The sequence below is a fragment of the Saccharothrix isguenensis genome, assembly GCF_052936305.1.
Window position 1 is genome coordinate 7,147,991 of sequence record NZ_CP193626.1, and the last position, 17,338, is coordinate 7,165,328.

Annotated in this window: 20 protein-coding genes; 9 read left to right on the forward strand and 11 right to left on the reverse strand. The window is 70.8% G+C overall.

What is annotated here, in order from left to right; all coding sequences use genetic code 11:
• The first annotated feature begins 179 nt into the window (after positions 1-179).
• Together ACRAKI_RS32040 and ACRAKI_RS32045 are read left to right on the forward strand one after the other, a co-directional pair.
• Entirely contained in the window at positions 180-1,124 is a 945-nt protein-coding gene (locus ACRAKI_RS32040; protein WP_447004226.1) for a diacylglycerol/lipid kinase family protein, read from the forward strand.
• A 226-nt stretch (positions 1,125-1,350) separates the two neighbouring features.
• Complete coding sequence (locus tag ACRAKI_RS32045) at positions 1,351-1,605, forward strand: WhiB family transcriptional regulator (RefSeq protein WP_077009825.1); 255 nt, start codon at positions 1,351-1,353, stop codon at positions 1,603-1,605.
• A 131-nt stretch (positions 1,606-1,736) separates the two neighbouring features.
• On the opposite strand, the gene ACRAKI_RS32050 is transcribed toward ACRAKI_RS32045, so the two are convergent.
• Together ACRAKI_RS32050 and ACRAKI_RS32055 are read right to left on the reverse strand one after the other, a co-directional pair.
• Positions 1,737-3,215 carry a histidine kinase N-terminal domain-containing protein gene (locus ACRAKI_RS32050; protein WP_447008572.1) on the reverse strand — a complete coding sequence of 493 codons (1,479 nt, stop codon included), beginning with the start codon at positions 3,213-3,215 and terminating at the stop codon, positions 1,737-1,739.
• Positions 3,216-3,431, reverse strand: a complete 216-nt coding sequence (locus tag ACRAKI_RS32055) for a biotin/lipoyl-binding carrier protein (protein ID WP_184924721.1) — start codon at positions 3,429-3,431, stop codon at positions 3,216-3,218.
• A gap of 108 nt (positions 3,432-3,539) precedes the next feature.
• On the opposite strand from ACRAKI_RS32055, the gene ACRAKI_RS32060 reads away from it, so the two are divergent.
• Positions 3,540-3,614, forward strand: a complete 75-nt coding sequence (locus ACRAKI_RS32060; RefSeq protein WP_096498094.1) for a 50S ribosomal protein bL37 — start codon at positions 3,540-3,542, stop codon at positions 3,612-3,614.
• A gap of 106 nt (positions 3,615-3,720) precedes the next feature.
• Here the strand turns inward: ACRAKI_RS32060 and rsrA are convergent, their stop codons facing one another.
• Both rsrA and ACRAKI_RS32070 read right to left on the reverse strand, forming a co-directional pair.
• Positions 3,721-4,047: a mycothiol system anti-sigma-R factor gene (gene rsrA / locus ACRAKI_RS32065; RefSeq protein ID WP_447004227.1), complete on the reverse strand. Its 327-nt coding sequence runs from the start codon at positions 4,045-4,047 to the stop codon at positions 3,721-3,723.
• Positions 4,047-4,670, reverse strand: a complete 624-nt coding sequence (locus ACRAKI_RS32070; RefSeq protein WP_447004228.1) for a sigma-70 family RNA polymerase sigma factor — start codon at positions 4,668-4,670, stop codon at positions 4,047-4,049. Before ACRAKI_RS32070 ends, rsrA begins: the two co-directional genes overlap by 1 nt.
• Positions 4,671-4,897: 227 nt before the next feature.
• Here ACRAKI_RS32070 and ybaK point away from each other — a divergent pair, with 227 nt between their 5' ends.
• Positions 4,898-5,374, forward strand: a complete 477-nt coding sequence (gene ybaK / locus ACRAKI_RS32075; protein WP_447004229.1) for a Cys-tRNA(Pro) deacylase — start codon at positions 4,898-4,900, stop codon at positions 5,372-5,374.
• 9 nt (positions 5,375-5,383) lie between these two features.
• Here ybaK and ACRAKI_RS32080 read toward each other — a convergent pair whose 3' ends face one another.
• Together ACRAKI_RS32080 and ACRAKI_RS32085 are read right to left on the reverse strand one after the other, a co-directional pair.
• Positions 5,384-5,998 (reverse strand): alpha/beta hydrolase family protein, encoded by a 615-nt coding sequence (locus ACRAKI_RS32080; protein WP_447004230.1) that lies wholly within the window; start codon positions 5,996-5,998, stop codon positions 5,384-5,386.
• Complete coding sequence (locus ACRAKI_RS32085) at positions 5,995-6,756, reverse strand: SOS response-associated peptidase (protein ID WP_447004231.1); 762 nt, start codon at positions 6,754-6,756, stop codon at positions 5,995-5,997. Before ACRAKI_RS32085 ends, ACRAKI_RS32080 begins: the two co-directional genes overlap by 4 nt.
• Positions 6,757-6,854: 98 nt before the next feature.
• On the opposite strand from ACRAKI_RS32085, the gene aroA reads away from it, so the two are divergent.
• The 3 genes from aroA (at position 6,855) to ACRAKI_RS32100 (ending at position 9,803) form a co-directional block, all read left to right on the forward strand.
• Positions 6,855-8,150, forward strand: a complete 1,296-nt coding sequence (aroA, locus tag ACRAKI_RS32090; protein ID WP_447004232.1) for a 3-phosphoshikimate 1-carboxyvinyltransferase — start codon at positions 6,855-6,857, stop codon at positions 8,148-8,150.
• Between the two features lies 1 nt (position 8,151).
• Positions 8,152-9,162: a ribosome small subunit-dependent GTPase A gene (rsgA, locus tag ACRAKI_RS32095; protein WP_447004233.1), complete on the forward strand. Its 1,011-nt coding sequence runs from the start codon at positions 8,152-8,154 to the stop codon at positions 9,160-9,162.
• A 272-nt stretch (positions 9,163-9,434) separates the two neighbouring features.
• Positions 9,435-9,803 carry a VOC family protein gene (locus tag ACRAKI_RS32100; protein WP_447004234.1) on the forward strand — a complete coding sequence of 123 codons (369 nt, stop codon included), beginning with the start codon at positions 9,435-9,437 and terminating at the stop codon, positions 9,801-9,803.
• Positions 9,804-9,844: 41 nt separating this feature from the next.
• Here the strand turns inward: ACRAKI_RS32100 and ACRAKI_RS32105 are convergent, their stop codons facing one another.
• The 3 genes from ACRAKI_RS32105 to ACRAKI_RS32115 are packed head-to-tail and all read right to left on the reverse strand — an operon-like array spanning position 9,845 to position 12,403.
• Positions 9,845-10,336: a DUF6912 family protein gene (locus ACRAKI_RS32105; protein ID WP_447004235.1), complete on the reverse strand. Its 492-nt coding sequence runs from the start codon at positions 10,334-10,336 to the stop codon at positions 9,845-9,847.
• Complete coding sequence (locus ACRAKI_RS32110) at positions 10,333-11,709, reverse strand: WS/DGAT/MGAT family O-acyltransferase (protein ID WP_447004236.1); 1,377 nt, start codon at positions 11,707-11,709, stop codon at positions 10,333-10,335. Before ACRAKI_RS32110 ends, ACRAKI_RS32105 begins: the two co-directional genes overlap by 4 nt.
• Positions 11,710-11,719: 10 nt before the next feature.
• The gene (locus ACRAKI_RS32115) at positions 11,720-12,403 is read right to left on the reverse strand and encodes a phosphotransferase (RefSeq protein ID WP_447004237.1); all 684 of its coding nucleotides are present in this window, start codon (positions 12,401-12,403) and stop codon (positions 11,720-11,722) included.
• A 64-nt stretch (positions 12,404-12,467) separates the two neighbouring features.
• Here ACRAKI_RS32115 and ACRAKI_RS32120 point away from each other — a divergent pair, with 64 nt between their 5' ends.
• Positions 12,468-13,217, forward strand: coding sequence for a TrmH family RNA methyltransferase (locus tag ACRAKI_RS32120; RefSeq protein WP_447004238.1), 750 nt, complete (start codon positions 12,468-12,470; stop codon positions 13,215-13,217).
• A gap of 311 nt (positions 13,218-13,528) precedes the next feature.
• Here the strand turns inward: ACRAKI_RS32120 and ACRAKI_RS32125 are convergent, their stop codons facing one another.
• On the reverse strand, positions 13,529-13,942 hold the full coding sequence (locus tag ACRAKI_RS32125; RefSeq protein ID WP_447004239.1) for an HAD-IA family hydrolase: 414 nt from the start codon (positions 13,940-13,942) through the stop codon (positions 13,529-13,531).
• A gap of 54 nt (positions 13,943-13,996) precedes the next feature.
• Between ACRAKI_RS32125 and ACRAKI_RS32130 the strand changes: the two genes are divergently transcribed.
• The gene (locus ACRAKI_RS32130; RefSeq protein WP_447004240.1) at positions 13,997-14,389 is read left to right on the forward strand and encodes an Rv3235 family protein; all 393 of its coding nucleotides are present in this window, start codon (positions 13,997-13,999) and stop codon (positions 14,387-14,389) included.
• A gap of 78 nt (positions 14,390-14,467) precedes the next feature.
• Here ACRAKI_RS32130 and secA read toward each other — a convergent pair whose 3' ends face one another.
• The gene (secA, locus tag ACRAKI_RS32135; protein WP_447008573.1) at positions 14,468-17,335 is read right to left on the reverse strand and encodes a preprotein translocase subunit SecA; all 2,868 of its coding nucleotides are present in this window, start codon (positions 17,333-17,335) and stop codon (positions 14,468-14,470) included.
• Between the last annotated feature and the right edge of the window lie 3 nt (positions 17,336-17,338).

The window sequence follows — 17,338 nt, forward strand, 5'->3', positions numbered from 1 at the left end:
CCCAGGGGCGAAGATCACAGGAGTCTTCGGCGAGCCGGCGGTCGGGTCGGGGTGCACTTGTCGAGACGCACGGCGATGCGGTGTGGAAAGGAGATGTGGACCACTTTCGTGCAGTCGGAGCCCGCCTAACGGGTGACGCGCGACCGGCCCAAGGTCACGCGCTGTCTTACCCTGCAGTGGTGCGCGCACTTCTGGTGGTCAACCCGCAGGCGACGGCGACCACGCCTGCCGGTCGAGATGTGCTGGCGCACGCGCTGGCCAGCGATGTGAAGCTCGACATCGTCGAGACGGATTACCGCGGGCACGCGGCGGATGCGGCCGCGCGTGCGGTCGTGGACGGTTACGACCTGGTCGTGGCCCACGGCGGCGACGGAACCGTCAACGAGGTCGTCAACGGCGTGCTGCGCGAGGGCGCGGTGCCCGGCCTGCCGATGCTGGGCGTGGTGCCCGGCGGCTCGGCGAACGTCTTCGCGGGCGCGCTCGGCCTGCCGCGCGACCCGGTCGAGGCCACTTACCGCCTGCTCCAGGCCATCGAGCACGGGACCAGCCGCAAGGTCAGCCTCGGGCACGTCGCGGCCACCGGCGCCGGGGCGGACCACGCCCGCTGGTTCACCTTCAACGCGGGCGTCGGCTGGGACGCCGACGTGGTGGCGGGGGTCGAGCAGCAGCGCGCCAAGGGCCGCCAAGCGTCACCCGGCCTCTACGCGCAAACCGCGCTGACCAGCTACTTCAGCCAGCGCAGGCGGCGTTCCACGCTCACCGTGAAGATCCCGGACGAGCCGGCGTTCGAGGACGTCCGGCTGGCATTCATCTCGAACACCGATCCGTGGACGTACCTCGGCGACAAGGCCATTCGGCTGAACCCGAGCACCTCGTTCGACGGCGGCCTGGGCCTGTTCGCGTTGCACGGGGTCGGATTGCCGACAGTTCTTCGCTATGTGACGCATCTTCTCGCCACGGACGGGAACCCCAAAGGTGGGAACCTCCTGCGAAGGGATGACGTTGAGTACGTCCGGGTGACGAGCCCCGAGCCCGTCAACCTGCAAGTGGACGGCGACTTGCTCGGCACCTGCACGGAAGTGGAGTTCACAGGTGTAACGGGTGCACTCACCGTGGCCGTGTAACCGTGGTGTGACCGCCCCGGTACCGATCCGCGATGTTGCGACCTGCTGTGACACCGCTGCGTGCACGAACACGTGAACCCAGTCGATCTTTCGGGTGAGTTCACTCACCGGGTTGGTGCTAAACCCTTGACATCCCGGCCGTTCGTGAAAGCATTCACAAGCACCCCAAAACCGACCGCTGACGAGTGGCGCGCTTTCGCGCGCGCCTAGCTGAGGAGTAGTTCCAATGGACTGGCGCCACCGCGCGATCTGCCGCGACGAGGACCCCGAGCTGTTCTTCCCCGTGGGGAACAGTGGTCCTGCGCTCCTTCAGATCGCCGAGGCGAAGACCGTCTGCCGCCGCTGCCCCGTCGTCTCCGACTGCCTCGCGTGGGCGCTCGAGAGCGGCCAGGACGCCGGCGTGTGGGGCGGGATGAGCGAAGACGAGCGTCGCGCTCTCAAGCGCCGCAACGCCCGCACCCGGGCTCGCACCAACGCCTGAGTGCCACACAGAGCACACACGAAAGGCCCGACACCGTGCCAGGTGTCGGGCCTTTCGCTTTGTTGCACACCCTCCCGCATGACGCACGTGACACCGCTGAGGCGGGTCGTCACGTGTGCACGGGAAGCAGTCTAACGCCGCGCTCGGAGGGGTACGCGCAGGACCGCCTCTGTACCGCCCTTGGGCCTGCGCCGCAAGCTCAAAGAGCCCCTGAGTTCGGACTCCACCAGCGTGCGGACGATCTGCAGGCCGAGCCGGTCGGTGCGCTCCAGCGAGAAGCCCTGCGGCAGTCCGCGCCCGTCGTCCGAGATCACGACGTCCAGCCACTTCGCCGAGCGCTCGGCGTGCACCACGACCTCACCGCGCTGACCCGCCGCGTACGCGTGCTCGAAGGCGTTCTGCACGAGTTCGGTCAGCACCATCACCAACGGGGTCGCGAGCTCGGCCGGCACGATGCCGAACTTCCCCTCGCGGCGCACGACGACCTGCGACTCGGTGGCGGCGACGTCGGACATCATCGGGATGACCTTGTCCACGACGTCGTCCAGGTCCACCCGCTCGTCCACCGACATGGACAGCGTCTCGTGCACCAGCGCGATCGACGTGACCCGGCGCACCGATTCGGCCAGCGCCTCGCGCGCCTCCTCGCTGCTGGTCCGCCGGCTCTGGAGGCGGAGCAGCGCGGCCACGGTCTGGAGGTTGTTCTTCACCCGGTGGTGGATCTCGCGGATCGTCGCGTCCTTGGACATCAAGGCCCGGTCCCGTCGGCGGACCTCGGTGACGTCCCGGCACAGCACCAGGGCGCCGGCCGCACTGCCGCGCGGGCGCAGCGGGAGGGCACGGAACAGCACCGCCGCGCCTCGGCGCGACTCGGCCTCGATGCGCATGCTCGGCTGGCCGTCCAGGGCCGACCGGATGCGCTGGGCGACCTCGGTGGCGTCGAACGGGTCGCCGATCAGGGATCTGGTCAACGGCGCCAGGTGCACGCCCACCAGGTCGGACGCGTGGCCCATGCGGTGGTAGGCGCTCAGCGCGTTGGGGCTGGCGAACACCACCGCGCCGGACGCGTCCAGCCGGATCAGGCCGTCGCCGACGCGCGGGCTGGTGTGCACGTCCGGGGACGGCTCGGTGGTCGGGAACGTGCCGTCGGCGATCATCTGGCACAGGTCGGCGGCGCTGCCGAGGTACGAGATCTCCAACGGGCTGGGCACCCGCGGCACGGCCAGGTTCGTGTTGCGGCTGAGGACCGCGATGACCTCGTCGTTCCGCTTGACCGGGATCGCCTCACGGCGGACCGGCACGCCCAGGTGCCAGCGCGGGTCCTCCTCGCGGCAGATCCGCGACTCGGCGCACGCCCGCCGCAGCTGGGGGTGCTCCTCGACGTCGACCATGCTGCCGACGACGTCCTCGGGGTGCGCGGTCGGCGCGGTCGTGGGCCTGGCCTGGGCGACGCACAGGAACGTGGCGTCGTCCAGCGGCACCCACATCAGGAAGTCGGCGAAGCTGAGGTCCGACAGCAGTTGCCACTCCGCGACCACCAGTTGCAGGTGGTCGACGGCGGCGCCGGAGAGCTTGGTGTGCTCGGCCAGCAGGTCGGTGAGGGTGGACAGCTACTCCACCACCGCGATGAGGTCGCCCTCCTGCACCACGTCACCCGTGGAGACGGCGATGTGGGTGATCCGACCGGAGCCCTCGGGGAGGACCGGGATCTCCATCTTCATGCTCTCCAACAACACGAGGGTGGTCTCGTGCGTGACCTCGTCGCCCTCTTTGACGGCGATCTGGGCCACGTTCGCGACGATCTCGGCACGGATTTCCTCGGCCATGGTCCTCCTTCGTTCGGGGCTCATCCAACCACGATTCAGACCCCGTGCCGTGCCCAGGTGACCGCGTGACACACTGTCGGAAGGTAGTTCGAGCACGAGGAGAACCCCATGTCGAAGCGTGCCCGCAAGCGCCGCGACCGCAAGAAGGGTGGCGCCAACCACGGGAAGCGCCCCAACGCCTGATCAACTTCACGGCGTGCGAAGGCCCCGGAGCACCTGCTCCGGGGCCTTCGACCTTCCCGGGTCTTTCTGGGGTCCGCATTAGGGGTACCCCGCACTTCGAGCTCCGTCAGCCGCCGCTCGACGGCTCGGACGCGGTGGTGGTGGTCGTGGTGACCTCCACCTCGACCTCGACCGTCGTCTGCTCCGCGGTCTGGTAGAGCCGGGCCCGCAGCCGGCGCTTCAGCTCCTCGGGCGCGTGCTCGCCGCCGCACTTGCGGGCCAGCAGCGCCTTCAGGTGCTCCTCGATGCCGTACTGCTCGAGGCAGGGGTGGCACTCCTCCAGGTGGTGCTGGAGGAGCGACTTCCGCCGCTCGTCGCACTCGTGGTCGAGGAACAGGTACACCTCGGCCAGCACCTCGGAGCAGTCCGTTTCGTGTGGTTTGCCGCAGCTCATCAGCCCGCCACCTCCTGCCGGCCGTTGCGGAGGAAGCCACGTTCGCGCGCGGTGTCCGCCAGCTGGTCGCGGAGCTGCCTTCGGCCCCGGTGCAACCGGGACATCACGGTGCCGATCGGGGTGCCCATGATGTCTGCGATCTCCTTGTAGGCGAAGCCCTCCACGTCCGCGAGGTAGACCGCGATCCGGAACTCCTCGGGCAGTCGCTGCAAGGCTTCCTTGATGTCCGAGTCCGGCAGCAGGTCCATCGCCTCGACCTCGGCCGACCGCAGCCCGGTCGACGTGTGGCTCTCCGCCTGCGCCAGCTGCCAGTCGGTGATCTCGTCCGTCGGCTGCTGGATCGGCTGGCGCTGCTTCTTGCGGTAGCCGTTGATGTAGGTGTTGGTGAGGATGCGGTACAGCCAGGCCTTCAGGTTCGTGCCGGCCGAGAACGACGCGAAAGCCGCGTACGCCTTCAAGTAGGTCTCCTGGACCAGGTCCTCCGCGTCGGCCGGGTTGCGGGTCATCCGCAGGGCGGCCGAGTAGAGCTGGTCGAGCATCGGCATCGCGTCGCGCTCGAACCTCGCGGCGCGCTCGGCCGTCGTCTCGTCCGTCGGCGTGGCCTGCGTTCGCGTGGCTGGCACCGCGCTCCCTTCCCACCCGCTGGTCAGCGCGGTGGACTGGACTGGATGGGACGCAGTCGAGGATACGCGGCGGTCGCCCGGCCGGCAGTGAGCCGAGCCACGCGGCGGACGTGCCTTGACCGGCCTGCCGACCTGCTGATCCATCACCTCGGTAGCCACGTTCGGCACCAACGCGACAGCCGCGCCGGTCATTCCCGGCCCCGTGTCCTGCACTATCGTGCGCGATCATGGCCGGACGTGGGACGCCCGCCACCGCGTTGCTGGAGAAGCAGAAGGTGGCGCACACGCTGCACGCGTACGAGCACGACCCCCGCCACGAGTCGTACGGGCTGGAGGCCGCGGAAGCGCTCGGGGTCGCACCCGAACGGGTGTTCAAGACGCTCGTCGCGGAGGTGGACGGCAAGCTCGCGGTCGGCGTGGTCCCGGTCACGGGTCAGCTGGACCTGAAGGCGCTGGCCGCGGCCCTGGGCGGGAAGAAGGCGAAGATGGCCGACGTCGCGGCGGCCGAGCGGGCCACCGGGTACGTCGCGGGCGGGATCTCGCCGTTGGGGCAGAAGAAGCGGCTGCCGTTGGTGCTCGACTCGTCGGCGGAGGGTTTCGACACCGTCCACTGCTCGGCCGGACGGCGCGGGCTGGAGGTCGAGATCGCGCCGGAAGACCTGGTCAGGCTCACGCAGGCGGTGGTGGCGCCGATCTCGTCCTGAGTTCTCCGGTCAGACTTCCAGCGGTCGCAGCACGCGGTCCAGCCACTCGCCGACCGCGCGGCCCACCCCGTCCAGGTCGGCCTTCAGGTTGTGGTCGCCGTCCAGCAGCACGACCTCGCGGTGGTGCGCCGGGCCGGGACGCCCGAACGGGTCGTTCTCGCCCTGCACGACCAGCGCCGGCACCTCCAGGCCGTCCAGCTCGGCCATCCGGGACTTCTCCGGCTTGCCCGGCGGGTGCACCGGGAACGCCAGGCACAGCACCGCCACCGCCTGCCCCTCGGCCGCCGTCCGGCACGCCACCCTGGCGCCGGACGACCGGCCGCCGAACACCGTCGGCAGGTCGTCGAACCAGCGGGAACCCAGGTCGTCCGCGACCGCGAGCCACGCCGTGTCGAGCTGGTTGGCGGGCGCGGGCGCACGGCGGCCGGCCACCCGGTACGGCTGCTCCACCAGCGCCACGTGCACGCCGGCGGTCACCGCCGCCCTGGTCGCCGCCACGAGGTCCGGTGCGGCGATCCCGCCGCCCGCGCCGTGCCCGAGCAGCAACGCGGCCCGGCCCTCGGCGGCGCAGTGCAACTCGGCCCGCGCGGGGCCGTGCGGGGTGTCGACCACCCGCTTCGTCATGACAGCTCGAACAAGGTGGGCTCCGGTTTCTCCGACTCCCCCAGGCGGACCGGCTCCAGCAGCGACGGGCCGTTGTTCCTGATGCTGTTGACCTGCATCGACACGGGACGCAGCTCCAGCGCGTCGACCAGGTCCAGGTCGGGCGCGAGCAGGTCCTTCGGGTCCGCGTTGTCCGGGTCGAGCCAGGCCGCCCAGCGGTCCTTCGGCAGCACCAGCGGCATCCGGTGGTGCACGGACGTCATCTCGCCGATCGCGTCGGTGGTGAGCACGGCGCAGGTGATGATCGGCGTGCGCTCGTCGCCCTCCTGCTGCCACCACACCGACCAGATGCCCGCCATGGCGATGCTGGAGTCGTCACCGGGGTTGATGAAGTACGGCTGCTTGCGGCCCTCGCCGGGCTGCCACTCGTACCAGCCGGCGGCCGGGACGATGCACCGGCGCTTGGCCGCCGAGTCGCGGTACGCGGGCTTGTCCAGCACGCTCTCGGCCCGCGCGTTGATCATCTTGGCGGCGCCGGAGAGGTCCTTGGCCCAGTGCGGGACCAAGCCCCAGCGCATCATCCGGATGCTGCGCTCCGTGGTGTCCGGGTCGGGGTTGCCCTCGTCGTCACGCGGGTGGCGTTCGACGACGGCCGGCACCAGCTTGGTCGGCGCCACGTTGAAGTCCGGGCCGGGCGCGACGCCCTCGGTGGCGTCCACCGCGTCGAACTCCGCCGCGAGCAGCGCCGGATTCTTGGTGGAGGCGTACCTGCCGCACAAAACCTGATCACCTCTGACGATCTAGTCCGGACCGCCATCGTCGCACGTCGGAAGGCCCGGTGCGACCTGTCGACCACCCGATGCGGAATCATCGAGCCATGACTCAGCAGTGGTCCGCTCCCACCGCCCACGGCCCTGTCCACGCGACGGTACCCGTGCCCGGTTCAAAGTCGATCACCAACCGGGCGCTCGTGCTGGCCGCGCTGGCCGACCGCGCGTCCACCGTGCACACCCCGTTGCGCAGCCGCGACACCAAGCTGATGGCCGCCGGGCTCCGATCCCTCGGCGTCGGGATCGCCGACGGCCCGGACGGGTCGTGGCTGGTCACGCCGGGTGCGATGCGAGGGCCTGCGCAGGTCGACTGCGGGCTGGCCGGCACCGTCATGCGCTTCCTGCCGCCCGCCGCGGCGCTGGCGGTCGGCGACGTCACGTTCGACGGCGACCCGCACGCGCGGACCCGTCCGATGACCACGATCCTGGACGCGCTGCGGGCGTTGGGCGCCGACGTGGAGGGCGGCGCGCTGCCGTTCACGCTGCACGGCAAGGGCGGGTTGCCCGGCGGCGAGGTCACCATCGACGCGTCGGCGTCGTCCCAGTTCGTGTCCGGGCTGCTGCTGTCCGCCGCGCGTTACGAGAGCGGCGTGACCGTCCGGCACAGCAACGACATCTCCGGGGGGAAGCCGGTGCCGTCGCTGCCCCACATCGAGATGACCGTGACGATGCTGCGCGAGGCGGGGGTCGTCGTGGACGACTCGACGCCGAACGTGTGGCGGGTCGAGCCGGGCGTCATCGCGGGCCGGGACTGGCACGTGGAGCCGGACCTGTCCAACGCCACCCCGTTCCTCGCGGCGGCGGCCGTGACGGGCGGCGAGGTGACCATCCCCGGCTGGCCCGAGCGGACCACCCAGCCCGGCGGCGCCGCGCGCGAGCTGTTCGAGCGCATGGGGTGCGCTGTCGCGCTCACGGACGCCGGGCTGACGTTGGCCGGTCCCGAGAAGCTGGTCGGCGTCGACGTGGACCTGCGGGACGAGAGCGAGCTGACGCCGACCGTGGCGGCCCTCGCGACGCTCGCCACCGGCCAGACCCGGATCCGCGGCGTCGCGCACATCCGCGGCCACGAGACGGACCGGATCGCCGCCCTCGTCACCGAGATCAACCGGTTGGGCGGCGAGGCGGAGGAGACCGAGGACGGACTGGTCATCACGCCGAGGCCGTTGCGCGGTGACGTGTGGCGGGCCTACGCCGACCACCGCATGGCGACGGCGGGCGCGGTCATCGGGCTGGCGGTGGAGGGCGTGTCCGTGGACGACATCGGGTCGACGACCAAGACGATCCCGGACTTCCCCGGGATGTGGGCGACGATGCTGGGGACGTCGCTGCACGGGACGCGCTGACGTGGCACGCGGCGACTGGCGGCGGTTGGACGAGTCCGACGTGCGGGTTCGGCCGGGCAGAGGTACCCGGCCGCGCAGCAAGCGCCGGCCGGAGCACGCGGACGCGGTGCCCGCCATGGTCGTCGGGGTGGACCGGGGCCGGTGGACGTGCGCGATGGACGGCGACCCGACCCGGCTGGTGATCGCCATGCGGGCGCGGGAACTGGGCCGCACGCCGGTCGTCGTGGGCGACGACGTCGGCCTGGTCGGCGACACGTCCGGTCAGCCGGACACGTTGGCCCGGATCGTGCGGGTGGACGAGCGCCGGAGCGTGCTGCGGCGGACGGCGGACGACAACGACCCGTTCGAGCGGGTGGTGGTGGCGAACGCGGAGCAGCTGGTGATCGTGTCGGCGCTGGCGGACCCGCAGCCGCGCCGCGGTTTCATCGACCGCTGCCTGGTCGCCGCGTACGCGGGTGGGCTGGAACCGCTGCTGTGCCTGACGAAGTCGGACCTGGCCCCGCCGGACGACCTGATCGCCGCGTACGCCGAGCTGTCGCTGCCGGTCGTGGTGACGCGGTCCGACGAGTACCCCGAGGCGCTGCGGGTCCGGCTGGTGAACCGGGTGTCCGCGTTGATCGGGCACTCGGGGGTGGGCAAGTCGACCTTGGTGAACAAGCTGGTGCCGGACGCCCACCGGGCCGTGGGCGTGGTCAGCGGTGTGGGCAAGGGCCGGCACACGTCCACCCAGACCGTGGCTCTCCCCCTGCCGGAGGGCGGCTGGGCCGTGGACACCCCCGGCATCCGCTCGTTCGGGCTCGCGCACATCACGCCGGACGACATCGTCGGCTCGTTCCCGGACATGAAGGCGATGGCCGAGGAGTGCCCGCCCGGCTGCAACCACCAGGGCCCGCCCGACGACCCGGACTGCATGCTCGACGAACTCGTCCACACCGGCCAAGCCTCCCCCGGCCGCCTGGAGTCCCTGCGCCGCCTCCTGGAGTCCCGCGCCAAACTGGAGGAGTACGACTAACCCCCACCCCCACCCTCCGCGAGTCCTCCACCCAGACACCGCGAACCCTCCGTCCAGAACCCCGTGAGTCCTAGGTCCGGAACGCGCGAGTCCTACGTTCCGAAGACCCGAGTCCACCGCTCAGAACGCGCGGGCGTCACCGGAAGGCCGGCGGAGAGTCACGGAGGTGCTCCCCAGGTGGGTACGGTCGCGCCGTTTCGTTGACCGGATCGGGTGGCGCCGCGACCTCATCCATGGGCTCGCGGCAGCACCCGGTAGTACGGTGCGCAGCCGTGGCGAAGGTGACAGGTATCGGCGGTGTCTTCCTCCGCGCGCGCAACCCCGTGCGCATGGCCGAGTGGTACCGCCGGCACCTCGGCGTGCCGATGAACGAGAGCGGCGCGATCACGTTCCACCTCGTCGAGGCGGAGACGACGACCCTCGCGTTGTTCGCCGACGACACCGGCTACTTCGGCGAGCCGGGCCAACGCGCGATGGTCAACCTGCGGGTGGACGACCTGCCCGTGCTGTTGGAGCAGCTGCGCGGGCACGGCATCGAGGTGCTGCCGCAGACGGAGGACTCGGAGTTCGGCCGGTTCGGGTGGTGCGTCGACCCCGAGGGCAACCGCATCGAGCTGTGGCAGCCGGCGCCCGGCATGTGACGCCGGACGCCGGGCTCCCCTGGGGGTCGACCGACGAACGCCTACATCAGCTCCAGCAGGAACGGCAGCTCCTGCGCCGCGTACCAAGCCAGCTCGTGGTCCTCCGCCCCGCCCAGCGCGAACTCCGCGTCCGGATCGCCCAGGTCCGCCGCGTCGATCACGTCCGCAGCCGCGCGCACGTCCTCCTCGGCCTCCAGCGTGTCCAGGTGGATCGCGGCCACCAGCTTCATCGGCACCGGCCCCGACAGCTTCACCACCGAGAAGTCCAGGTCCGGCCGCAGCTTCACGTCCGGCACGTCCACCGAGACCACCGCGCGCCGGGGCACCGCCTTCTCGTCCCCCGCGATCAGCCGCAACGACCCGCGCGCGGCGTCGAGCATCGCGGAGTACTCCAGCTCCTCCGTGTCCCCTGTCGCGTAGGACTCGCGCAACGCGGGCGTCAGGGCGAACCCCGTCCCGCCGACCGGCACGAACTCGCCCGTGTCCACCAAGTCGCGCAACATCGCGACGGTCGCCGGGAGGTACACCCTCATGTGGACACCGTTCCCATCAGTTCCTCCACCGACTCCTCGACCATCGCGGCCAGGACGTCCACATCGGACATCGCGTCGCGGTCCGCGTTCAAGCCGAAGTACACGCCACCGTCATAAGACGTCACGCCGATCGACAACGCCTGGTTCTTCGCCAGCGGCACGACCGGGAACATCTCGATCATCTTCGCCCCCGCCGCGTACAGCGGCACCTGCGGCCCCGGCACGTTCGTCACCACGACGTTGAACAACCGCCGTGAGAACGACGACGCCGCCCGCGCGCCCAACGCGTGCAGGGTCGGCGGCGCGAAGCCCGAGAACCGCACCAGCGTCTGGGCCGCCACCGACTGCCCCGACTCCTGGTGCGCCCGCGTCGCGTGCGACACGTGGTGCAGCCGCACGACCGGGTTCGGCTCCCCCACCGGCAGGTCCACCAGGTACGCCGACACCTGCGTCTCGTCGTCGCGCACCGACATCGGCGCCATCGCCCGGATCGTGGTCCCCGCCGTCACGACCTCGCCGCGCGACAGCAGCCAGTTCCGCATCGCCCCGGACAACGCCGCCAGCACGCCGTCGTTCACCGTGCCGCCGTGCGCCCGCCGGATGACCCGGAAGTCGTCCAACTGGGTGCGCGCCACCGCGAACCGGCGCTGCGGCGAGATCCGGACGTTCAAGGGGCTGCCCGGCGCGGGCGTGACGGCGGTGCGCACCGCGGACGCCAACCCGCCGAACACCCCGGCGACCTTCCGCACCGTCTCCACCGTGTCCAACGCCGCCGACCGGACGTTCTCGACCATCTCACCCGGCCGCTGCACGGCCTCGGCCACCGCGTCCACCACCAGCTGCAGCCCGCTCGGCTCCGGCGACGGCATCCACAGCGCCTCCACCGGTGGTCGCGGCGTGGCGGACACGTCCAGGATCACCTGCCCGATCTCCGGCGCCCCGATCCCGGACACCATCGCCTGGTGCGTCTTGGTGATCACCGCGGTCCGGTTCCGGGCCAGGCCCTCGACCAGGTAGATCTCCCACAACGGCCGGGTGTGGTCGAGCGGCCGGGACATCAGCCGCGCCACGAGGTCGTGCAACTGCTGGTCGCTGCCCGGTTTCGGCAGCGCCGACCGCCGCACGTGGTACGTCACGTCGAAGTCCGGGTCGTCCACCCACACCGGCCGGGCCAGCCGTCCGGGCACGTGCACGACCTTCTGCCGGTACCGGGGTACCAGCGACAGCCGCTGCTCGATCAGGTCGACCAACCGGTCGTAGTCGAACCCGGTGCGCGGTCGGCGGAACACCGCCACCCCACCGACGTGCATCGGCGTCGTGGAGTCCTCCAGGTACAGGAACGAGGCGTCGAGCGCGGACAGGCGGTCGGGCATGCGGACCAGGCTAGTCGGTGCAGGCGCGCACGAGTCTGCGCACGGCGCTGACCTCGGCTTCGTCCCGGTGGTGCCGGGCCAGCCTGATCGCCGCCGCCGCCGGCATGGCCCGACGGGCCTCGACCCGCACCGAGACGTCCACGCCCGACAGGAAACCGCGCACCAGCCGTGACCGGGCGAGCCGCTTGACCGGCCGCAACGGCGCCACCGCGATCGCCAGCCAGCTCATCGCCACGTCGACCTTCCGGTCGCCCTTGCGCGCGCTGGCCCAGTCGACCACCACCGCGCCCTCCGGGCCCATCACCACGTTGCCGGGGTGCAGGTCGAGGTGCAGCAGGCCGCCGTCGCCGTGCGGGCCCTGCCCGTCCAGGAAGGTCGGCGGGGGCACGGCGTCCAGTTTGCGGTGGAGTTCGGCCAGCTCACGACCCAGCGCGCCCGCGCGCCACGGCTTGGCGTCCAGCTCCTGCGACATGCGCGGGCCGGGGACGTACTCCATCACCAGGTCCGTCTCCGAGGCGTCCGCCACCCTCGGCACCGGTATGCCGTGCCGGCGCAGGTACCGCATCAGCTCGGCTTCGGGCCCGAGGTCGCGGCCCGCGCGGCTGCGCTTGACCAGCAGACCGTCGGGACGCAGGTAGACGTCCGCCTCCCGGCCGCTGGCCAGCAGACGATGCGCCTCGTCGCGCGTTGTCATGTGACGATCATCATGATTGACAGCGCAAAAACAAGCCCCAATCGGGTAGTGGACACTTGCCGACGTGGATGTGTCACCCAAGGACAGGTTCGTCACCGTGTACGGCCGCAAGCCCGTGCTGGAAGCGCTCGACGACCCGCGGCTCGAAGTCGACAAGGTCGTGCTCGCCGACACGGCGCGCGGTCCGGCCGCCCGGGAGATCCTGGACGCGGCCAACCGGCGGGGCGTTCAGGTGCAGCGCGCGACGGCGCAGCGGGTCAAGGTGCTGGCCGGGAACGGGAAGCAGGACCAGGGCGTGCTGGCCGACGTGGTCGCGCCCCGGATGCGACCGCTTGAGCTGGGGCTGCGCGAGAACCCCCGGAACGTGCTGGTGCTCGACGGCATCACCACTCCGGCGAACGTCGGCATGATCCTGCGGACCGCGACGGCCGCCGGGATGGACGGCATCGTGGTGCCGCGCCGGGGGGTCGCGTCGATCGACCCGATGGTGGTGAAGGCATCGGCCGGGGTGGCGTTCCGGGCTCCGGTCCTGCGGTGTGCGACAGCGGCCGAGGCCGCCGCCTCGCTGCGGGGCGCCGGTTACCCGATCTACGCGCTCGACGCGAACGCCCGGGAGTCGGTGTACTCGGCGGACCTGCCGGCGCGGGCGGCGTTCGTGCTGGGCAGTGAGTCGGCGGGCATCTCGGACGACGTGCGGCCGCACGTGACGGGGTGGCTGTCCATCCCGATGGCGGCGGGGGTCGAGTCGCTGAACGTGGCCAGCGCGGCGGCCGTGCTGTGCTTCGAGGTCGTGCGGCGGCGCACCGCCCGCTGACTCCGGTGCTTCGGCCCGGCCGCGCTTGGTCGGCGCAGCGCGGGCACCGGAGGGCCGCTCCGACACCCGCGCTGCCTAACCGGCTGACCAGTGGCTCACCACAGCCACCCGAACGCGGTACCCGTGCGACACGGGCCCGTCCCCGGTCAACCCTCGATGCCCACACCCACGCCGCTCGTGACGCGTCGGATGCGGAACCGCGGCTTGTGCCTTTTGTGGTGGACGTCGGTAAACGCTTAGAACGTACGGGGGAATCGGGGCGAGCGGCAATTCATCGCCCGGGTGGATCTTCGGTGGCGTTTCGTGACCGATTAACCCCGCAGAGGGATCTGCAGCAGGGTTTCGAGTTCCTCGAGAGTGGATCGCACGGACTGGTGGTGCACACCGACCATTCCGGCTGCCGCCGCGCCCCGGACGTTGACCGCGAGGTCGTCCACGAACACGCATGCGTGCGCCGGCAGGTCGAGGCGTGCGGCGGCGAGGAGGTAGATGCGCCGGTCGGGTTTGGCCATGCCCGCGTCGCCGGAGGTGATCACGGCGTCGAACAGCTCGGCCCACCCGGTCGGGGGACGCCACAGGCCGTCGGCGTTGGACAGCACGGCGGTGCGGATGCCGTGGTCGCGGACCTGGCGGGTGGCCGTGAGCAGGGGCGGTTCGCCGGCGGTGTGGTCGTCGCCGAGGTCGGTCAGCACGCCGCCGAAGTCCAGCACCAGTCCCCGCACCATGCCTCCATCAGGTGATCTTGGTACGCAACTCCGGCTGTTCGCTCTCGGTTCAGCATGCCACCTCAACTGCGCACGCTGTCGTCGGCCGGGCCCACGACCTCCCAGCACCTCGCCACCGAGCCCTCAGCGCCCTTCAGCGGCCCTACGACCGCCGGGGCGGCACTCGACCCCCGCCGCTTCCTGTTCCCGCTGATAGAGGCGCTGAACGGGCGGCGGCCACCACGCCAGCTGTCGGCGACCTTCGCACCGGATGCCCTGACCACCCTCACCGGAGCCACGACTCGAACCCACGCCCGCTTGGGCCGCTACCGGCTGTGCCACGTGTCGGAGGATGCGGCGGAACTGGCGGGAACGCTCCACATGCCGACAAAAGTCCGAGCCTTCGCCGCTCGGGTGGAACGCCGGAACTCCCGCTGGCACTGCACCGAATTCCACCTGCTCCCCTGACGGCACCCGACGCTTGTGGTGAAAGCGGAGCGGGGTGCCGGCTTCAGCCGACACCCCGCTTCACGTGTGTTCCCGGTGCTACTGGCGCGGACCCTTGCGCTGGCCCTTGGCCTGGGCGCGGGCGGCGGCTCGGCGCTCCTTGCGGGTTCCGCCCTGGCCTCCACCGGGCTGCGCGTCGTTGCCACTGGTCTCGGCGTCACCGGACTCCGACGGGCCGGAGTAGGTCAGGCCCTGCTGACCCCGGCCGTCCAAGCCCTTGCCGCGCAGCGCGGGCGGGATGGCGTTGCCGCTCTGGAGTTGCGCCAGGGCCGGGCCGGCGGGGGCCTGGGGCGCGGCTGCCGGCTGCTGGGAGGCAGCGGCGGCTGCTGCGCGGGCCCGGGCACGGCTGCCGGCCAGCGGGCCGCCGTTGGCGATCGACACCTGGACCGGCGGCTCGGCGGCGGGCTGCGGTTCGGCGGCTTCGACCTGGAGGTTGAACAGGAAACCGACGGTCTCCTCCTTCAAGGCCTCCAGCATGGCCTTGAACATGTCGAAGCCTTCCCGCTGGTACTCGATCAGCGGGTCGCGCTGGGCCATCGCCCGCAGGCCGATGCCCTCCTTCAGGTAGTCCATCTCGTACAGGTGCTCACGCCACTTGCGGTCCAGCACGGACAGCAGGACGCGGCGCTCCAGCTCACGCATGGCACCCGGCCCGACGCGGCCGTCGATGTCGGCCTCGCGCGCCTCGTACGCGGCCAGGGCGTCGGCTTCGAGCTTCGCCCGCAGCGACTCGCGGCTGACGTCGTCTTCCTCTTCGAGCAGCTTCTTCGGGTCGAGCGTGATCGGGTACAGCGTCTTGAGCGCCGTCCACAGCTGGTCGAGGTCCCAGTCCTCGGCGTAGCCGTCGGACGTCGCGCCGTCGACGTAGGCGCCGACCACGCTGGTGATCATGTGCTCGACCTGGTCACGCAGGTCCTCGCCGTCGAGCACGCGGTGGCGCTCGGCGTAGATCACCTTGCGCTGCTCGTTCATCACCTCGTCGTACTTGAGGACGTTCTTGCGGATCTCGAAGTTCTGCTGCTCGACCTGCGTCTGCGCGCTGCGGATGGCCCGGGTGACCATCTTGTGCTCGATCGGCACGTCGTCCGGCACCTTCAGCCGGGTCATCACCGTCTCGACCATCGCCGCGTTGAAGCGGCGCATCAGCTCGTCCTTCAGCGACAGGTAGAACCGCGACTCGCCCGGGTCACCCTGCCGGCCGGAACGACCGCGCAGCTGGTTGTCGATCCGCCGCGACTCGTGCCGCTCGGTGCCCAGCACGTACAGGCCACCGGCCGCGCGGACCTCCTCCGCCTCGGACTTGACCTCGGCGGTGATCTCCTCGATCAGCTTCGCCCAGGCGGCCTCGTACTCCTCCGGGTTCTCCACCGGGTCCAGGCCGCGTTCGCGCAGCTCGTGGTCGGCGAGGATGTCCGGGTTACCGCCCAGCACGATGTCCGTACCGCGACCGGCCATGTTCGTGGCCACCGTGACGGCGCCCTTGCGGCCGGCCTTCGCGATGATCAGCGCCTCGCGGTCGTGGTGCTTCGCGTTCAGCACCTCGTGCGGGATGCCCCTCTTGACCAGCAGCTTCGACAGGTACTCCGAGCGCTCGACGCTCGTCGTGCCGACCAGCACCGGCTGGCCCTTCTCGTGCCGCTCGGCGATGTCGTCGGCGACCGCGTCGAACTTGGCCTCCTCGGTCTTGTAGACCAGGTCGGCCTCGTCCTTGCGCTGCATCGGCCGGTTCGTCGGGATCGGCACCACACCGAGCTTGTAGGTCTGCTGGAACTCCGCCGCCTCGGTCTCGGCGGTACCGGTCATGCCGCCGAGCTTCTGGTACAGCCGGAAGTAGTTCTGCAGGGTGATCGTGGCGAGGGTCTGGTTCTCCGCCTTGATCTCGACGCCTTCCTTGGCCTCGATCGCCTGGTGCATGCCCTCGTTGTAGCGACGTCCCGCCAGCACGCGGCCGGTGAACTCGTCGACGATCATGACGTCACCGCTGCGGACGATGTAGTCCTTGTCCTTGGTGAACAGTTCCTTCGCCTTGATCGCGTTCTGGAAGTAGCCGACCAGCGGCGTGTTGGTCGAGTCGTACAGGTTGTCGATGCCGAGCTGGTCCTCGACGAACTGCACGCCCGCCTCGGTGACGCCGATCGTGCGCTTGCGCTCGTCCACCTCGTAGTGGGTGTCCCTGCGCATCCGCGTGGCCAGCCGGGCGAACTCGACGTACCAGCGCGACGACTGGTCGGCCGGGCCGGAGATGATCAGCGGCGTGCGGGCCTCGTCGATCAGGATCGAGTCGACCTCGTCGACCAGCGCGAAGAAGTGGCCCCGCTGGACCATCTCGTCACGGCTCCAGGCCATGTTGTCGCGCAGGTAGTCGAAGCCGAACTCGTTGTTCGTGCCGTACGTGATGTCCGCGTTGTAGGCGGTCCGGCGCTGTTCGGGCGTCATCTCCGACAGGATCGCGCCGACGGTGAGGCCGAGGAACCGGTGGATGCGGCCCATCCAGTCGGCGTCACGTTTCGCCAGGTAGTCGTTGGTCGTGACGACGTGCACGCCCTCGCCCGCGATCGCGTTCAGGTAGGCGGGCAGCACGGAGGTCAACGTCTTGCCCTCACCGGTGCGCATCTCGGCGATCTGACCGAGGTGCAGCGCGGCGCCGCCCATCAGCTGGACGTCGAACGGCCGCTGGCCGAGGGTGCGCTTGGCGCCCTCCCGGACGACCGCGAAGGCCTCCGGCAGCAGGTCGTCGAGGGTCCAGCCGTCGGCGTAGCGCTGACGGAACTCCTCCGTCTTCGCGCGCAACTCCGCATCGGAGAGGTCGACGACGTCGTCTTCGAGGTTGTTGATGTGCGCTGCGATGTTGCGCAGGCGCTTGAGCATCTTGCCCTCGCCAGCGCGGAGCAGTCGGGACAGCACCATCCG

Excerpts from the sequence above, each read along its gene's own strand:
- ACRAKI_RS32045 (WP_077009825.1), top strand. The coding sequence starts at position 1,351 with ATGGACTGGCGCCACCGCGCGATCTGCCGCGACGAGGACCCCGAGCTG.
- ACRAKI_RS32055 (WP_184924721.1), bottom strand. The coding sequence starts at position 3,431 with ATGGCCGAGGAAATCCGTGCCGAGATCGTCGCGAACGTGGCCCAGATC.
- rsrA (WP_447004227.1), bottom strand. The coding sequence starts at position 4,047 with ATGAGCTGCGGCAAACCACACGAAACGGACTGCTCCGAGGTGCTGGCC.
- ybaK (WP_447004229.1), top strand. The coding sequence starts at position 4,898 with ATGGCCGGACGTGGGACGCCCGCCACCGCGTTGCTGGAGAAGCAGAAG.
- ACRAKI_RS32080 (WP_447004230.1), bottom strand. The coding sequence starts at position 5,998 with ATGACGAAGCGGGTGGTCGACACCCCGCACGGCCCCGCGCGGGCCGAG.
- aroA (WP_447004232.1), top strand. The coding sequence starts at position 6,855 with ATGACTCAGCAGTGGTCCGCTCCCACCGCCCACGGCCCTGTCCACGCG.
- ACRAKI_RS32105 (WP_447004235.1), bottom strand. The coding sequence starts at position 10,336 with ATGAGGGTGTACCTCCCGGCGACCGTCGCGATGTTGCGCGACTTGGTG.
- ACRAKI_RS32110 (WP_447004236.1), bottom strand. The coding sequence starts at position 11,709 with ATGCCCGACCGCCTGTCCGCGCTCGACGCCTCGTTCCTGTACCTGGAG.
- ACRAKI_RS32115 (WP_447004237.1), bottom strand. The coding sequence starts at position 12,403 with ATGACAACGCGCGACGAGGCGCATCGTCTGCTGGCCAGCGGCCGGGAG.
- ACRAKI_RS32125 (WP_447004239.1), bottom strand. The coding sequence starts at position 13,942 with ATGGTGCGGGGACTGGTGCTGGACTTCGGCGGCGTGCTGACCGACCTC.
- ACRAKI_RS32130 (WP_447004240.1), top strand. The coding sequence starts at position 13,997 with ATGCCACCTCAACTGCGCACGCTGTCGTCGGCCGGGCCCACGACCTCC.
- secA (WP_447008573.1), bottom strand. The coding sequence starts at position 17,335 with ATGGTGCTGTCCCGACTGCTCCGCGCTGGCGAGGGCAAGATGCTCAAG.